Genomic DNA, 12,686 nt, shown 5'->3' on the forward strand with positions numbered 1-12,686 from the left:
TAATCGTAACTTGGAGGAATGTCCGATGAATGCTTCATCACAAGCAGGAACGAGTCTGCTAAAAAACAAAGTGTATATGCGTGTGTACAGCGCATATGCGACAGCCACTTTTGGGGATTGGTTCGATGCACTGGCGATTCAAGTGCTCGTAGGGTACCGTTGGCACGCCAGTCCGTTAATGCTGGCTTTGATTCCAGTCTCCATAGCTTTACCTGGGATTCTGCTTGGCTCCGTGGCGGGGGTAGCGGCTGACCGAGTGAATAAGCTAAAGCTAATGCGAATGTGTGATCTGCTCACGGCATTATTAACAGTACTAGTACTTTTTGCTCCCAATATGGTGTGGCTACTCCCGTTACTGATGCTGCGTGCTGCCATCTCGACGTTAAATGTGCCTGCCCAGCAGTCGATGACCCGCACTATGGTTAGAGAAGACCAACTGCTTCAAGCCACCTCACTAAATGGGCTTGTGAATCAAGGCTCCAAAATCGCGGGACCTTTACTTGGCGGTTTTGCGTTATCCGTGCTGACACCGCAGTGGTGTATATTGATCAATGCTTGTCTCAGAGGCTGTTCCTATTTGCTTCTACTTACAGTTAAGAAGAGTGAAGTAGAACAAGTTGGCACAGAAGGCAAGGGGGATCAAGAGGAGCATGTTTCCCTCCGCACGATGTGGAAGGAAGGCTGGAGTTTTATGCTGCGCAGCAGGTTGTTGCTAAATACCATGCTGTTTGGCATAGTCTGTTCAATGGCGATTCAGATGATTGATTTTCAATTCACCAGTCTCTTTAGGGTACTTGCACCCTCTAATGAATCTTTACTGGGCTGGCTCGTGGCGGCATCCGGAGGCGGTGCTGTATTCATCATTATGGTCATGAACAAAATGAATCGCGGAACAGGTTATGGCTGGAAGCTTGGAACAAGTTATGTGTTGATGGGTTTATCGGTCGGGGGACTTGGACTGCTTCAGCCAGGAACTTCCAGTATTTCTGTATTGCTATTAGGATTCTTACTAGGTATTGGGAATGGAATTTTTATTATCACGTTCAATTATTGCCTGCAAAAAGAAACTCCCCCGCACATGACAGGGCGTGTATTCGGTATTCAGAGTACTATTCTTAGCGGAGTTATGATTGGTGCTCCACTCCTCGGTGGAATGTTGGTTCAGGCCGCTGGGCCTAGCCGTATCTTTTTTAACTTTGGGATCGTAATCGCTTTGATAGGTGTGCTTGGGATATTATTTGGCCGCGTGCTGTGGCCTGTGCAGAAGGAGAAAAGTGATAGCTCAACGGAGCAACCGGGGAAGGTTAAAGTGATGGAAACTTAAGGAAGCTGATAGTGAAGGTCAGGCAAACTAGCCAGACTAGACAGTTTGAGTAGACTGACTACCTAGCAGGCTTACCTAGCATTTAGTTGCAGAATCTGCAATTAAATGCTGTTCCATCGTTCAAAGCGAACTTTAGTTGTATTTAGTGCAGCTCTAATTTGATTTTTTCTCTTTTGGGGTAGAAATGATGGTTTTTAGTTGCAGAAACTACACTTATTTGCTCAGCAGACCCCTTTTTACGCTTAACAGTTGTATAGAGTGCAATTAAGAGACTTTCTAGCTCGCTAGGATCGATTCTTGCCCATAAGGGCTTTTTATGAAGGAGTTCGGATAGAACACGAGAAATTGTAGAGGTAGAGGAGGGGGAAGAATGGCAACTTTTATTTATATGGTAAGGCATGGAGAGTCACCCAAGCTGCCCGGAGGAACTGAGAGATCACGTGGATTAACAGCGAAGGGAGAGGCGGATGCCCGTAAGATAACGGAGAAATTACGTTTCGAAGGAATTGAAGTCTTTTATTCAAGTCCATATCTTCGGGCTATACATACGATTACTGGATTGGCGCAGGAGTTAGGGGCAGAGATTCAAAGTGTTGAAGATCTTCGGGAAATTCATTTTTCGGATGGAAATAGGATCATGCCTGACCAGCAGCTATATCCATTACTGGCAACAATGTTTGCTGATACGGATTTTGTTCCGGTTGGTGGAGAGTCCATTCATGCGTGTCAGAAGCGATCAGTTAGCGTGCTGCAGGATATACTGAAACAACACAGTGGGCAAAAGGTTGCGATTGGAACTCACGGTGCAGTCATGACACTTATGATGAATTATTTTGACGCTAAATATGATCTGGATTTTCTACTTCAAACCACAAAGCCGGATATTTATAAAATGGAATTCACAGGCGCAGCGTTAGTGGGTGTGGAAAGGTTGTGAACTCCCAAATTGGGATAAAGCTGTGATTATTCAAAAGGATGGCCTGGCATTCGCTAGGAACCATCCTTTTGTTTATTTACAAGCTATAAAATCGCTTAGTATTCGCAGTCAGTATCTCTTCTGCATGGCTGGAAGTGTAGCCATGTAGAGCTCCCCAAGCGGCAGCAACCTCTCGAATCATAGATGGATGCGTGACTCTGCCCGCAAAAGATCCTTCAAATGGCCAAGGACCATCGGTCTCCGCCATGACAAGCTCTGGGGGATAGCGGCGGGCGAGCTCTAGGATCTCCGTCTCATAAAGGATATCAGGGGTGAAAGAGATGTAGTATCCATTCTTAATCATACGGGCAATGGCTTTTTCGGGTCCCTTAAACCAGTGGAAGTGGGCACGCTTTATACCATGTTTCTCTAATAGATCACAGGCAATCAGCGCATCCTCATAAACAGCGTGCAGGACCACTGGTTTATCTATACGGGCGGCAAGCTCAAGCAACTGATCAAGAAGCTGAATGTAAGGCTCCATATCAAAAGCTTCGCCGCGCTCCTGTGCTTCAGCACGCGAATAATAAGGCAGTCCAATTTCACCTACAGCGATGAAATCCTCCCGGGCTTGACGCTCAATCCATTCCAGCAAAGAGGATAATTCAGCTTTCTGCGGTATGGGTTGCTCTGGATGAAAACCATAAGCTGGGTGTACCACTCCGGGATAGGTAACGGCAAGCTTTTGAGTGCGAACGCAAGAGTCTAAATTCATGGAGACAGCAATCAGGGCTTCGATCCCAAAGTTAGGAAGCTCACTCAACATTTGTTGTGAAACCTCAAGTTCATATTGCTCTAAATGTATATGGGCATCCATCATAGCTGCTTACCCACCACATAAGAGGCATACTCTTCATGAGGCGCAAAGCGTATGGATTCAGGTTCCATTCCATCATTTCCTGATTTGTAGGAAAAGGTTAGTGTGCCAATACTCTCCAAAAATCCGATATAAACATTGGTTTCAGCTTTCAGCTTGCCTTCTTCCACCATGTAGTAAGTCACAGCACCAATCCCGGCTTTTTCGCCAAGATTGCCATCTTCGCCACGATCCGGATAACGCATAGTAACTATAGATGGAGTTGAACCTTTTACCTGAATTTGAATTAAGGCATCGCCTTTTTCATTGGAGATTTTTGAGGTAACAAATGCTGAGGCAGCTTTATCCGCGGAAGGTACATTCATTTCTTTCCACTGGTTAGGCTTAATGACGTGAAGCTCCTGCATAGACATGCCCGTACCTGTTCCTAGCCACAGTATGACTACCACTTCTTCCTGCCCGTCCTGATCTATATCGGCATAATGAATCTCAGGAGTGTAATCTAACAATCTTGGTGCTTCCCAATTAAACGTATGCTTGTTACCGTTCACCTCTACAACAAATCCTTCGTAGGTACCGCCATTTTTGAGGGCAGTATACAGCTTAACTTGGTCATTTTCTGTAGCAATCGCGAGAGGTTCGCTGGGTGTTCTTACGGTAGTACTAACATCCCCTGATGTAATGGAAACTTCATTTTGCGAGGCATTCAGCTGCGCAGTGGCACCAGAGAGAGAGTTTAGAGAGTCTGCCGGAATATAAAAAATACCATTTCGTAGAATTGCAGGTCCCCCCAGCTCATTTTGATAACCGTCACCTTGCATATACTCATTGCCTGGCTTCAAAACATATTTACTGCTTCCATCAGAGATAGTTAAGGTTTTCGTAGCATTATCCCATTGTTGTTCAGATGAGTAGTACTCCATGAGTACTTTTGCAGGTACATAGACCTTATCACCTGAGAAAAAAGGTGGGAGAGAAGGAAGAACGGTTTCTCCATCAACGATTAGCTTCAGTGGTGCTTCGGTAGTTTGTGTTTGGTTAATTGCCATTGTTGTATCCATATCTATAGATGCCGATGCTCCGCATCCGGCTAAAAAGAGCGTGATAGCTCCGATTACGATGATTTTATTCATAATTACCTCCGAGGATTAAGTCCAGTCCTCTTAAGTATAGATTAAATCAGCGCGTAGTAGGTCACTTTCTGTAAACAAAGCGGAGACAAGGTTGTTACGTTTGCTATTTATTTAAAAATACGGTCCGAGCAACTTGTGATTTAGAGTCTACCGTTAGACTTTTGCTATAGCGGATCTCCCCAATAGAACAACCCGGTCCGATGACAATATCTTCACCGCAGACGAGTTCTGCTGTCGTTCGATATAACATGATGCTAGTTCCTTCAATCGTTTCGCAGGTAAGCTTCCGGAAGTAGGGGATTAGCGCATTCATTAGCTTCAAAGATGGCTTAACAGTAATGGTACCGCTAGATTTTATGACATCGATTGTGCTTCTGTTTCCTAAACGTAGCTCAATGGAGGATTCAGCAGTTAACCTATGGATCTTCACAGCACCTTCGGCATAAAAGGTTTCGACTGCAGCATTTTGTGCTGCAGAAAAGTATCCAGACGATTGCAGTCTGTCAGCTTGGATGTGTTGAACACGGAGACCTCCCAGATTGATAACCTGTTCGGCTCTACAATGACCTCCAATCGAACAATCACCAGATACTTTTAACTTTGCGGTAGTAACATTGTTCTGTGCACTTAAATGGCCGACAACATCGATGGTATCCGCACGAACATCTTCTTTGAGGGTCAGTGAACCTCTTACTTTCAGCGGTGGACCGATCATTTCCTGGCATTCAAAAGGATCATTAGCATTGGACATTTATAGGGGCCGCCTTTAGAAATGTATTTTAATGATTAAAATATATAATTATTATAATATATAGTCAATATAGTATTTTGAACATAAAAAAACTGCCGTCAGTTTCCTGACAGGCAGCATATATAACCCAAAAGCTTTTAGTTCATCATTTTATCCATTAGCACATTTATTTGTTCTAAGGTTCCTGAAATTTTATCCAAATCAGAGGTAGGAAAGGCTTCAAAGATCTGGAGAATCCGCTGATGCCCTTGTTCTGTAAGAACAATGTTGACGACTCTGCGATCCTCCTTCGTCCGCACACGTTCGATAAGACCGGCATCTTCCAACTTATCGCACATCGAGGAAGCGGCTCCGGGTGTAATAACGAATCGTTCGGAGATGTCAGTAATGTTCAAGCTGCCTATAAGCCTGAGCTGGAACAACAGTAGGATCTGATTGTGAGTCAGGGTCTCCTGCTTGGTGATCATATCAATGAAGAACTGGGATTTCTGCTGCACATTTGCCATGGATTCCATAACCTTATGGATAGCATAGTGTTTATCTTGCTCTGTGCTCATAGCCACACTCCAATTTACTTTAGTTCCTAAAATATATAGAAGCTATAATAAGCTTGTCAAGGGAGTTGATGATGTATTGGTTAATGTTAAAGTGTTGGACTGGGAAGATAATCAAACATGCCTCGGCAGAGTAAAAACACCAGACAGCGATTTTTCAACAACTGGAGAGTCACTGTCTGGTTGTCTCTTTAAAATAATTCGAACGATATCTCTTTGATTTACCAATATATAGTGTAAGACCGAAGGAGGGATTGAGAGGGATGAAACATCCAAATGAATATTCTCAGCTCATTGCGCTTACGCTAGCCGGCAGTCGTGAAGCGTATGGTGAGCTATATGAAGCAACGATCCGGGATGTGTATCAGACCGTTCATTTCCTCGTTCGCGAAACCTCCGATGTGGATGATATCGTTCAGGAGATTTACATTCAGGTGCACCGTTCTCTTGAACAATTTGACGTAAACCGCCCCTTTAAGCCTTGGCTGATGGGAGTGGTCATGCGGCAAATTCATGCCTATCGAAGAAAGAGATGGACGCATCTCCGAATGGTAAAAAAAGTAGAACAAACAGATCTAATGCTGGAGCATGATTTCACGAGTGATGTTGTGGACAGGTTATCTAACCGCCGCCTGCTAGCAAGTGTAGATCGTCTTCCATTTAAGCTGAAGCAGGTGATTATTCTGCATTATTTAAACGAATATTCACAGGAAGAAAGTGCTGCGATACTGGGTATTCCGCTCGGAACCGTGAAATCCCGTATTCACGCTGCACTGCAGAAGCTTCGTCAGAAGCCAGACAATCATACTCTTTTTAAGGGAAAGGTGGAGGACCTGCATGAATTTCAATGAAGAGTTACGGACAGTTCTGCAGGAAGAGGCGAGAAATATAAGTGCCCCACCGGAACTGAAGGAGCAAATATTAAATAGGGCCGTGGCCAAACAAGGGGGAAGACGTATGAGGAAATGGCTCGTGGCAAGTATTATGGCGGCTGCACTATTAATTCCTACTGGAGCTTATGCCGGATATCATTATTTGGCAGACAACATGTATGGATCCCCAGCAACTGCTGCTACGATAGGAGTAACCCAGCAACAATATGACAGGCTTGAAGCCAAACTGCAAAACGCGAAGCAAAGCTTTGACGAAGAGGAATTCACAAAGCTGATGTCCTTACTAGAGGAATTGGGATCTTATAATCTGCAAATGACCGATGCTGAAGGCGTCTTTCACCTAGAACAGTTAGGTGTGAAGGACCAGAAGGCATATAAAGAGTTACAGGCTAAGCTTGAACCATATTTCGAACAAATAAATGAAGCGAAAACATCAAAGAAATCAGTGCAATCCGTAGATCGTGATGCTTTCTGGAATGGCTTGCTTGAAAAAGCTGAACAGAGGCTTACTAAAAAAGAGTTTGAGGAGATCGAACGATTAATCATAGACTTACAAAGCTATGATGCTAAGGTATTTGATGCAGATGGCAGTGTTCATATGGATCGGCTTTCGAAAGAAGAGATTCAAAACCAAGAGAAGTTAATTGAAATGCTAGACCCTTATATTAAAAAGCTGGATATGATGATTAAACCTAGCTCTTAGTTGAATTTAAATGCATGTATTGAATAACTATTGATAGCAATATCATAAGGAAAACCATCAGAAAAGGTCTATTACACCTTGTATTCTGGTGGTTTTATCTTTTGCTAGTCTAAAGTCTATACATTGATCACCGAATAATTGCATAATGAAAATGAATAGAAAAAAAGTATTTGACCACTGGAATAATTAGACATATATTTATTAAAATGCTATTTGTTTATCTATGAATTATGTTGGCGGAAGGTGGCTTTGATCATGAAGCAGATGACCATTCGTGCAGAACTGGCGGACTATCTCAAGAAGCAGAGGATAACGATCAATCAGTTCGCAGAGGTGTCTAAGGTAAATTCAGGCACGATCAGTAATATCATCAATGGAAATCGCCCAATAGCCATGCAACAATTAGATCGGCTTACAGAAGGTATGGGATTAGAAGAAGGCTGCTACTATGATTTGTATGTGGATGAGTGTTTTGTTCACTCCAATCCGAATTGGAGACGTCTTCGGCCATTTCTTTATCGCTGTGCAGAGCTGGATAAGCTGGAATGTATTGCACGGGTAGTTGGGATCATGATGGATAGCTTATCTTATACGCCTTCGTTATTTGATACTGCAGAAGATTTTTTTACGCAAGGGAAGCACAAAGCAGCAGCGATGTTATATCAGAGTGTGGCTGAGAGTGAGAAGTATCAGCATTCTGAGCGGCTGGCCCTTTGCCAATACAGGCTTTTCACAATCGCTTTGGGTGAAGATCAGGATGCTAATTTGCGAGCAGCTGTGCAATTTGAAGGATTTGTAAACCGGCTTGATGAGGTGGACCAGCTTGATGCGCTGAAAGATTTGGCGAATACATATAGTGCTTTACGACATTGGGACAAGGTAATGGCAATGGCTAAGGAGATGGGGAATAAAGCAACAATTCAATATCATGCTAAATACGACCGTGCCAGAAAAAGCAGACTTCAAAAGGAACCTGAAATACCACTATTCTCATATATTCAATACTCTTACGTGTTACGTTCAGTAGTTTATAGAGAGCTAGGAAATTATGATAGGGCTTTACATTATGTTAACATGTATATGGATATGAACTGGATTCGGGAAGATACAGAAGAAGCTTTGCAGCTTATGAATCAATGTATGGAGTGGGCACGGGCTAATATTAACTTGTTGCGAATTTTAAAAGGGGATATAACGGTGTTGCCGGAATATGTGGCATACCTTGAACAAAGGGAGGAAGAGATCCTCTCAGGTCTGTTCAAAATCCTTCAAGCAGCTAGTTATTACCAATTTAACGTAGATGATATCCTTCTGCAGTTTGAGGGGAAAATATCAGATTGTAGAGATCATCATGATCAGCTAGAGATTCGATCCTATAATCAACAAATCTTCGAAGATAGATATACCAACTTGATGGCTGAGATAGCGTTTTATTATATAAGAAGAGATAAATATGAGATTAGTATAAAGTATATAATGGAAAGTTTAGAATATTCAGTAAAAATTAACAGCGAATCATGTATTATAAAGTGTGTTGGAATGTTCGAAGAGCTTCGACATACAGTATCTTTAGAAACGCAAAAAGAATATCGAATCCTAATTAGTAAGATGCGGCGAATCAACGAAAAGAAAAATGGCTTTGTTGTTAGCAGTGCATAGTAACGTAATTATTACCGTCCTTCTGCTATTTCTTAGAATCATTTCTTTATAGTACTGCACTTATTTGTAAAATATAGAATTTGACATATACCTCTAGTATATTAATTTGAGGAGGTAGTGTAATGAATAATCCGGAAATTATCCAAAAGAGAATAGAGGGTGCTAGAGCCAAACTTTATTTAATGGAAAGGGAATACGGTGGATTGTTACATCCAAATGTGATCAGACAGTCGATGAGGTTGGATGAATTAATCAATCAGTACAATAAAGCAATACATAGCGATAATGAGAGTTGAAACAAGAAACTGATCGTATAATTTTCTCTCTATTCAAAAGATAAGACCTACATAATGTTATTACATTTCTGTATAAAACATCAAGCCGGCGCTATGCGTGGGCTTTTTTTGTTTGTGTGTTCCTAAAAAATAAATCTAAGTCCCAGCTTGTCATGCCCGTCTGCATATTGCGGCCAAGTCCCTCATAGACATGTACTAATCAATGCATTCAAAACAGGTTAAGGGGATGATGTCATGCGCCGGACAATATGGGTACTCGCGATCATTATGAGCGTGGCCCTGGTGATGACGGGGTGCGGGAAGAAGGATGCCGCTTCCGTGGTCAAGGATTTGAACAATGTGGCCGACAAGTTGGAGAGTAAGCAGGGAACGTACCAAGCTTCAGGCATTATGACCCTATTCACCGGCGAGCAGCCGCAGGAGTATAAGGTAGAGGTATGGTATAAGAACCCTTCTTATTACCGTATCAGCTTGGCGAATGTACAGAAGGATATTACGCAGATCGTGCTTCGTAATGATGAGGGAGTGTTCGTACTTACACCAAGTATGAATAAGAGCTTCCGCTTCCAGAGTGATTGGCCGGACAATCAAGGTCAGGTTTATCTGTATCAGACACTAGTTCGGGGCATTGTCTCAGATAACAATCGTCAATTTGTGGAAGATGGAGATAACTATGTGTTTGAGGTAGCTGCGAATTATCAAAGCAATGCGCTTGTTCGGCAGAAGATTTGGCTGGATAAAAAGACTTATGAGCCTAAACAGGTTCAAGTCTCTGATTCTGAAGCCAAGGTAGTTGTAGACGTGAAGTTTGACACCTTTAAATTCGATACAGATTTCACTAAGGATTCCTTTGATATGCAAAAGAATATGACTACAGGTGCTGCTTCAGAAAGTACAGTAGCTCAGGTTGACGAAAATGGAAATCCGGTTGTAGTTCCTGAGGGTCAGGAGCAAGAGGGGCAACCTGTCGCTGCTGAGCTGGGTGACTTTGGTATTATCGAACCGGGGTACGTTCCGGCAGGTGTCGAGTTGAAGGACTCCCATAAAATGGAGGGGAACAAGGATCATGCTGTTCTCATCCGGTATGACGGGGTTTATCAATACACCATTATGGAAGCCCGTCCATTGGATCGTGCAGTAGCATTGGCTCCTGGAACGCTGATAGATCTTGGTTTTACCGCAGGACTTCTGAGTGGTGATGAGCAGCAGACTTTGACTTGGATGTCTGAGGGTATAGAGTATCGAATTACAAGTGCTAATCTTCCTGTTAACGAAATGATGCAAATTGCCGCTTCTATGGAGGCACAATCGGGTAAATAATATAAAGTAGGCGGATACTGCGTTTTGTGGGATTCTTTCCTCTACAACGTAGTATCCGCCTTTCTATATTTGCCAGCGCTCCAGCCGCTTTGAACTGAAGCGAAAAGATAACTGGAGCTCACATTGACAGCCACCTTCCGTAGCATTACCATGAGTACTAAGACAATGATCATTACAGCTATGACGTTTTACTACAACGTAAGAAGGTGACTTTGAAGTGCAAGCAAGCTATCGACCGACAGTAGCCGAAATTAATCTGGATGAATTGCGTGCCAATTACGAAGCCTTTCGCCGCTACTTGCCGGCAGAGACAAAGTTTATGGGATGCGTCAAAGGAAATGCGTACGGCCATGGAGCAGTGGAAGTGACACGGGAACTGGAAAGACTCGGAGCAGATTATGTTAGTGTGGCTTTTTTGGATGAAGCATTGGAGCTGCGTCAGGCGGGAATACTGATTCCTATACTGGTGCTTGGCTACACTTCTCCTGAAGGAATAGCCGTTGCCTGGGAGAACCATGTAACTGTAACACTGTTCACACCGGAAGTATTAGAGGCTATTAGACAGCTTCCTATAGATCCGGAACATCGGCTGAAGGTGCATATCAAGATTGATAGCGGGATGGGGCGACTGGGTCTTTTACCAGCTGACGCACCTGCATTTATCTCTGAAGTGCAGTCTGTTGCGCAGGCGGAGCTGGAGGGTATGTTTACCCATTTTGCCAAGGCAGACGAACTAGACAAAAGCTATACACTGGAACAGCATCGACGGTTCATGAGCGTGGCGGAAACGCTGCGGGAGCAGAACATTCAGATCCCGATCATACATACGGGCAATAGCGCTACGGCCATTGATTCACCTTATTTATCCAGCAACATGGTGCGGGTAGGCATCAGCTTGTACGGATTCTATCCCTCAACTGAGGTAAACCGTCAGCTGGTAGAACTACATCCGGTAATGACGCTGAAGACGCAGGTTGTATATGTGAAGAGCCTGCCTCCTCATTGGGGCGTCAGCTACGGCACTCGGTACTTCACAGACAGCGAGGAGATTATCGCAACGTTACCTGTGGGGTACGCAGATGGATATTCCCGCATGCTAACTGGCAAAGCGGAGGTGTTAATACGTGGACGCCGCGTTCCTATCGTCGGAACAATCTGCATGGATCAGTGTATGGTATCACTCAAATCTTTCGCTGAAGAAGCGGAACAAATTAAAGCAGGCGAAGAAGTTGTACTCATCGGCCGTCAAGCTGACGTGATGGTCACGGCAGACGAGTTGGCTCTCCATCTTGGAACGATTCACTACGAGGTAATTTGCATGCTGGCTCATCGGGTGCCGCGCGTTTATATCCGTGAAGGCACACTTCCTAAATTAGTAAATGCTCTGTTACAATCTTAAAGTTCTTGACAGTGATGTTATTCAAGGGAGAAAATAGAAGGAATTGTATCGTTTTAGGAGATATGACTAAAAGCCTATACGAACCGCCATTTCTAGTTTATAATGGGATGCAGCATACTTGATATACTGGCGGCATATATTCCTTGTATAAAATTCCTTGTATATTGCAACACTGGAACACAAGGGCAGAAGGTTTGTGGGGGTGGAAGAGAAGGTGGCCAATTTGCAGAACACCAAAAGAATCATGATCAGCTTGCCCGATCATCTCTTGCAGGAAGTGGACGGAATTGTTCAATTGGAGAATTCCAACCGGAGTGAATTGATTAGGCAGGCCATGAAGCTGTATTTGAGCGAACGGAGGAAACGTTCTATCCGGGAGTCCATGCAGCGCGGCTACATGGAAATGGCTAAGATCAACTTGACCATGGCATGCGAGGCGTTCCTCGCGGAGGAAGATGCAGACAGCACTCTTGGCCGCTTAGTAAGCGGGGTGTAGACATTGATCGTTAAACGTGGCGATGTTTTTTTTGCTGATCTTTCGCCGGTTGTAGGTTCTGAGCAAGGCGGAGTAAGGCCAGTACTGGTAATCCAGAATGATATTGGCAATCGCTTTAGCCCGACGGTAATTGTGGCCGCAATCACGGCCCAAATCCAGAAGGCTAAATTACCTACGCATGTGGAAATTGACGCAGCAGCTCATGGCTTTGACAGAGATTCTGTTATACTGCTAGAGCAGGTTAGGACGATTGACAAACAACGCTTAACTGACAAGATCACCCACCTTGATGATGAAACTATGAAGAAGGTGGATGATTCGCTGCAAATCAGCCTTGGACTGATTGATTTTTAATCATCCTAGGG

At 43.7% G+C, this 12,686-nt stretch carries 14 protein-coding genes; 10 read left to right on the top strand and 4 right to left on the bottom strand.

What is annotated here, in order from left to right:
* The first annotated feature begins 25 nt into the window (after nt 1-25).
* On the top strand, nt 26-1,324 hold the full coding sequence (locus MHB64_RS05455; RefSeq protein ID WP_341133891.1) for an MFS transporter: 1,299 nt from the start codon (nt 26-28) through the stop codon (nt 1,322-1,324).
* Between the two features lie 370 nt (nt 1,325-1,694).
* The gene (locus MHB64_RS05460; protein ID WP_280788926.1) at nt 1,695-2,261 is read left to right on the top strand and encodes a histidine phosphatase family protein; all 567 of its coding nucleotides are present in this window, start codon (nt 1,695-1,697) and stop codon (nt 2,259-2,261) included.
* Nucleotides 2,262-2,337: 76 nt separating this feature from the next.
* On the opposite strand, the gene MHB64_RS05465 is transcribed toward MHB64_RS05460, so the two are convergent.
* The 4 genes from MHB64_RS05465 to MHB64_RS05480 form a co-directional block, all read right to left on the bottom strand.
* On the bottom strand, nt 2,338-3,120 hold the full coding sequence (locus tag MHB64_RS05465) for a TatD family hydrolase (RefSeq protein ID WP_341133892.1): 783 nt from the start codon (nt 3,118-3,120) through the stop codon (nt 2,338-2,340).
* Nucleotides 3,117-4,250 (bottom strand): copper amine oxidase N-terminal domain-containing protein, encoded by a 1,134-nt coding sequence (locus tag MHB64_RS05470; RefSeq protein ID WP_094872524.1) that lies wholly within the window; start codon nt 4,248-4,250, stop codon nt 3,117-3,119. Before MHB64_RS05470 ends, MHB64_RS05465 begins: the two co-directional genes overlap by 4 nt.
* Nucleotides 4,251-4,353: 103 nt before the next feature.
* The gene (locus tag MHB64_RS05475; protein WP_094872525.1) at nt 4,354-5,001 is read right to left on the bottom strand and encodes a hypothetical protein; all 648 of its coding nucleotides are present in this window, start codon (nt 4,999-5,001) and stop codon (nt 4,354-4,356) included.
* A 137-nt stretch (nt 5,002-5,138) separates the two neighbouring features.
* Nucleotides 5,139-5,558 (bottom strand): MarR family winged helix-turn-helix transcriptional regulator, encoded by a 420-nt coding sequence (locus MHB64_RS05480; protein WP_094872527.1) that lies wholly within the window; start codon nt 5,556-5,558, stop codon nt 5,139-5,141.
* A 260-nt stretch (nt 5,559-5,818) separates the two neighbouring features.
* Between MHB64_RS05480 and MHB64_RS05485 the strand changes: the two genes are divergently transcribed.
* The 8 genes from MHB64_RS05485 (at nt 5,819) to MHB64_RS05520 (ending at nt 12,675) form a co-directional block, all read left to right on the top strand.
* A complete protein-coding gene (locus tag MHB64_RS05485; protein WP_076284023.1) occupies nt 5,819-6,406 on the top strand; it encodes a sigma-70 family RNA polymerase sigma factor in 588 nt (195 codons plus the stop codon).
* Nucleotides 6,393-7,151 carry a DUF3600 domain-containing protein gene (locus MHB64_RS05490; RefSeq protein ID WP_341133893.1) on the top strand — a complete coding sequence of 253 codons (759 nt, stop codon included), beginning with the start codon at nt 6,393-6,395 and terminating at the stop codon, nt 7,149-7,151. Before MHB64_RS05485 ends, MHB64_RS05490 begins: the two co-directional genes overlap by 14 nt.
* A 255-nt stretch (nt 7,152-7,406) precedes the next feature.
* Nucleotides 7,407-8,810: a helix-turn-helix transcriptional regulator gene (locus MHB64_RS05495; protein WP_341133894.1), complete on the top strand. Its 1,404-nt coding sequence runs from the start codon at nt 7,407-7,409 to the stop codon at nt 8,808-8,810.
* Between the two features lie 122 nt (nt 8,811-8,932).
* Nucleotides 8,933-9,106: an aspartyl-phosphate phosphatase Spo0E family protein gene (locus tag MHB64_RS05500; protein ID WP_076284026.1), complete on the top strand. Its 174-nt coding sequence runs from the start codon at nt 8,933-8,935 to the stop codon at nt 9,104-9,106.
* Nucleotides 9,107-9,340: 234 nt separating this feature from the next.
* The gene (locus MHB64_RS05505) at nt 9,341-10,426 is read left to right on the top strand and encodes a LolA family protein (RefSeq protein ID WP_094872533.1); all 1,086 of its coding nucleotides are present in this window, start codon (nt 9,341-9,343) and stop codon (nt 10,424-10,426) included.
* Nucleotides 10,427-10,643: 217 nt separating this feature from the next.
* Complete coding sequence (alr, locus tag MHB64_RS05510; protein WP_341133895.1) at nt 10,644-11,825, top strand: alanine racemase; 1,182 nt, start codon at nt 10,644-10,646, stop codon at nt 11,823-11,825.
* A 214-nt stretch (nt 11,826-12,039) separates the two neighbouring features.
* Complete coding sequence (locus tag MHB64_RS05515; RefSeq protein ID WP_025698676.1) at nt 12,040-12,321, top strand: CopG family ribbon-helix-helix protein; 282 nt, start codon at nt 12,040-12,042, stop codon at nt 12,319-12,321.
* Nucleotides 12,322-12,324: 3 nt separating this feature from the next.
* Nucleotides 12,325-12,675, top strand: coding sequence for a type II toxin-antitoxin system PemK/MazF family toxin (locus tag MHB64_RS05520; protein WP_042124727.1), 351 nt, complete (start codon nt 12,325-12,327; stop codon nt 12,673-12,675).
* Nucleotides 12,676-12,686: the final 11 nt, after the last annotated feature.

It is taken from the genome of Paenibacillus sp. FSL K6-2859 (assembly GCF_038008265.1).
GTDB lineage: Bacteria > Bacillota > Bacilli > Paenibacillales > Paenibacillaceae > Paenibacillus_AQ > Paenibacillus_AQ nitricinens.

What these genes read in the sequence shown, in the direction of transcription:
- MHB64_RS05455 (WP_341133891.1), top strand. Translation starts at nt 26, where the DNA reads ATGAATGCTTCATCACAAGCAGGAACGAGTCTGCTAAAAAACAAAGTG.
- MHB64_RS05500 (WP_076284026.1), top strand. Translation starts at nt 8,933, where the DNA reads ATGAATAATCCGGAAATTATCCAAAAGAGAATAGAGGGTGCTAGAGCC.
- MHB64_RS05505 (WP_094872533.1), top strand. Translation starts at nt 9,341, where the DNA reads ATGCGCCGGACAATATGGGTACTCGCGATCATTATGAGCGTGGCCCTG.
- MHB64_RS05465 (WP_341133892.1), bottom strand. Translation starts at nt 3,120, where the DNA reads ATGATGGATGCCCATATACATTTAGAGCAATATGAACTTGAGGTTTCA.
- MHB64_RS05480 (WP_094872527.1), bottom strand. Translation starts at nt 5,558, where the DNA reads ATGAGCACAGAGCAAGATAAACACTATGCTATCCATAAGGTTATGGAA.
- MHB64_RS05490 (WP_341133893.1), top strand. Translation starts at nt 6,393, where the DNA reads ATGAATTTCAATGAAGAGTTACGGACAGTTCTGCAGGAAGAGGCGAGA.
- MHB64_RS05460 (WP_280788926.1), top strand. Translation starts at nt 1,695, where the DNA reads ATGGCAACTTTTATTTATATGGTAAGGCATGGAGAGTCACCCAAGCTG.
- MHB64_RS05470 (WP_094872524.1), bottom strand. Translation starts at nt 4,250, where the DNA reads ATGAATAAAATCATCGTAATCGGAGCTATCACGCTCTTTTTAGCCGGA.
- MHB64_RS05475 (WP_094872525.1), bottom strand. Translation starts at nt 5,001, where the DNA reads ATGTCCAATGCTAATGATCCTTTTGAATGCCAGGAAATGATCGGTCCA.
- MHB64_RS05495 (WP_341133894.1), top strand. Translation starts at nt 7,407, where the DNA reads ATGAAGCAGATGACCATTCGTGCAGAACTGGCGGACTATCTCAAGAAG.
- MHB64_RS05485 (WP_076284023.1), top strand. Translation starts at nt 5,819, where the DNA reads ATGAAACATCCAAATGAATATTCTCAGCTCATTGCGCTTACGCTAGCC.